Here is a 3329-nt window from a genome sequence, read left to right as displayed (position 1 = left end):
TTTCGCTTCATTTGTGCCTCTTCAGTCAGCATACTTTGCGTCCACTGAAGCCCATTGTCAGAAGACACCTCGACACTATTGACCTCTGGAAGTTCAGTCACTTCGCTACGTATTTCCTTGATAAAATACGAAACCATGGTGCACATAGGACTTGTTACCATGAGTTCAATATGCACGTGATCTTCTTTTATGTCAATTTCATCAAGCAGACCCATCTGGATGATACTGAGTTCGGTTCCGTTTGCGGCACTGCATGGGTCGATCACCTCTTCAAGTCTATCACGCACAGCTGTTTCAGATACCATCTAAATCACCGAGTTTGCTGATTGTGTCTTAGAGAATGGCTCAGCAAGTCCTACTTCAGCACGCTGGGCCTCAAGCCCATCGTCAAGTTGACTTCTCGCCTCATCAATATCCAGTCCAATGTGTTCAGCGTAGTTTTTGCCCAAAATCTTTCGTTTTTGTTCATCAGTAATTTGTTCAACAGGGGCAAACAATCCGCCATCATTGAGCACATTCTCCGGATATTGGAAGTCTCTGAATGCTTCCAGTTGTGCCTGTGGATGTGCAGCCATAGCTGCACTTGACCAGAACATCTTATCATAGAGGGCAGGACCACCTGTGCCAATAAACTCTGCGAGCATCTCGGCAAACTTTTGTTCAGATGAACAAAGAATGAGTGGGAGAACTTCCATATTCAGATAGATATTCTCATATCGTGTCAGAAGCCACGCAGTCTCCTCACAGAAGGCTGCCCCGCCGTGGACAATCGAAAAGTCAATCTCCGGGAATGAGGCGGCTGCCTCACCAACATCAGTTGGGTCATATGACTCGCCTGGCGTCGGACCGAATGGGATTGCTTTGTGTATATCGACATTGCTTATGCCGTGATCCAGTGCTCGCTCAAATACTGGATACGCGACTTCTGGGTCGTCCATCATCCAGCCTGTATGCTCCTCCTCCGTCCACGAAGAGGGATACATCTTGACACCTACTGGGTCTAACTGCTCAACCTGCTTATCTAGTTCCTCAATCGCATTTTCGCCGACTGGGTCGATGTCAGCGTACGTATTGTACCGCTGAGGCCACTCGTTTATTGCTTTAGCTGCCTTCGCTTCTGAGGTGAGTCCATCATGAAATGCGTACAGTGGGAGCGGCTGGAAAGTCGCCATATCTGTATCACTCTCCAAAAATAACATTTTTGTCACCTCCTCCGTTGTCCAGTCTCGATGCCACGAATCAGCGGTAATTTTGTTTCCTTCAGGCATTGACGCTGCGGCTGCGCCGTAAATCATATCTGAAATCTCCCGCCCATACCGCTCGTTACGGTAGTTACTTGGATCTGTATTATATGCGTGAACAATACTATCGTATACGAATGTTTCTTTTAGATCTATCATGATTAATCAACCATGACAACGAATATCATTCCTTAGACCTTATATATTTATCGGCGCCAGAATCATTTTTTCCATACATAATTCGACACAGCTCGATCGGGCTGCCTCAACACAAATTACTCAGGATGTTTGTGCAACTACTGTGGTGGCTACAATAGGCGGTACAGTAACAATAAATAATGATTAAACCACACTCCCCGCCTCTGCTTCCGCTCTGTCAATAGCCCAAGCTTACTATGTAGACATATCACTCCGCTCTGGTGTAATCTCGAGTGTGAGAAGTCGCCGATAGCTTTCAGACACAGTGTGATTGATAACTCCCGAGGATCGGCAACAGTATAAGACATATCCTGCCCGCAAACTTTATTGAGGAGTTCAACCTCAATAAGCCCGACGTAGCCAGCCAGTCCACCCACACCAGCGAGTATTGGGATTCCGACCATCACTGGAATGAGACTGACTCCAAGAGCGAGTCCAGTGACGAATGTTGTAAAGTATGCGATCCCGAGTAGGAACCTGGCAAGTAAATACGGTAAGTTTGCGTACGTTTGCTGACGCCAAGGGCGCGACTGGTGAGTGATACGCGCTGTGTGCTCATTCAGACTGCTGACATCTCTCATCGATTGAAGAATTGAACAGAGCCACCCTCGTGAAGATCATTCACCGAACGGTTGAGTGCCCAGGCGATACTGAATCAGATAAATATATTATTCAAATGATAGCTCAATGGCACCGTCAACGTCTCCTACTCGAAGACGAAAACAAGATCAAAGGCGACTGCGACTGACCGTCGAATCAATCCAACTCGGGCATATGACTCATCGTTTTGATCTTATGTTCATCTTCATTTTCGTTGTTGTGCGTCCCCGTCCTAACTGTTTGGACGAGTGAGCGACCCGGATACAGCTTGATCATTCTCTGATCTAGAATAGTATTTTAATTTCGCTTTGTATAGGTTTCCTTGATATTTGACAAACCAGACACAAGTGCTGCCAGATTTTCTGAAGAGCTTCTCTTCGTGCTGTTTGAACCAGTCGAGAGTTCGATTGATTGTCTCGTTTCGTTCTCTATATCCGTAGTATCCGTCACTGATTGGTGTCTGTAATAACATATCAGTTGCTGGTGAGGTATTTATTAATTCAAACGCATACTGCTCAATTATCATCTCCCCATCCGCTTCTGAGTTGTTCGCTGCCTTGACTTCTTACGCGGGCACACGTATCTAATCAGTAAGTCGGGGGGGTAGGACGGCGTCGAACGTCCGGGGAATACTACGGGATAGGTGCCGACCCACACCTCAAAATAAAAACGGTTCGAGCGGCACCTGTGCATGGTCTCGCGACCCACCGCGAAGGGTGGATACGGACGGAATGAGACCCGATAGGGTGTCGTCACCGTCTCGGGTGGGGGTCCGGCAGGCGGAGTATCTCAGTGGATTTGAGGCGGGGACGGACCGGTATAGCGGAGCGGTAGTCTAACGCTCACGTCGCGTCCAGGCGACCTGCTCGACGGTCTAATTGCGGTGTACGAGTCACTTGACCTATTTTGGCACCTCAACGGACAAACGCCGGGATTGGCTCGTCCTCCGACGGTGGCGGCACTCAACCTCACGACGTCGGACCTCGCATATCTCAATGTAGTCGTGTACGGTACCACACTCGACGATCTTGACCGAGACGCCCTCACAGACTTTTGCTACGGGGCAAGAGACCACGGCTACGTGTCACAAGTCGGTCTAGCGGAGCGGAGAGCGGTCCGACTCGTGTTCACGACCATGCCGCCGAGGGAGCCACGTTCGACGTACTCGACGGTACCGAGATGTGGAAGGTTGCCGATATATGTGCGGCGGGTCGTTTCGTTCATAATTGGAATCAGTATTCTTCTATGTGTGTCTATATTCTATGCGTAGTTGTGATTATGGTGATTGGC

The 3329-nt window shown here is 48.6% G+C and carries 4 protein-coding genes; all 4 read right to left on the bottom strand.

Annotation, left to right across the window (positions count from 1 at the left end; all coding sequences use genetic code 11):
- The coding region (locus J07HQW2_RS10485) for a metal-sulfur cluster assembly factor (protein ID WP_021055478.1) at positions 1–305 on the bottom strand (305 nt) is incomplete at its 3' end.
- Positions 306–1400, bottom strand: a complete 1095-nt coding sequence (locus J07HQW2_RS10480) for an amidohydrolase family protein (protein ID WP_021055477.1) — start codon at positions 1398–1400, stop codon at positions 306–308. It abuts the gene before it with no gap.
- A 149-nt stretch (positions 1401–1549) separates the two neighbouring features.
- The gene (locus J07HQW2_RS20030) at positions 1550–2020 is read right to left on the bottom strand and encodes a sensor domain-containing protein (protein WP_021055476.1); all 471 of its coding nucleotides are present in this window, start codon (positions 2018–2020) and stop codon (positions 1550–1552) included.
- Between the two features lie 1096 nt (positions 2021–3116).
- Positions 3117–3263: a hypothetical protein gene (locus J07HQW2_RS18510; protein WP_021055474.1), complete on the bottom strand. Its 147-nt coding sequence runs from the start codon at positions 3261–3263 to the stop codon at positions 3117–3119.
- Positions 3264–3329 lie beyond the last annotated feature (66 nt).

It is taken from the genome of Haloquadratum walsbyi J07HQW2 (assembly GCF_000415985.1).
GTDB lineage: Archaea > Halobacteriota > Halobacteria > Halobacteriales > Haloferacaceae > Haloquadratum > Haloquadratum walsbyi_B.
Note: the sequence above shows the minus strand (reverse complement) of the source record. Positions and strands in the feature narration are given on the sequence as shown.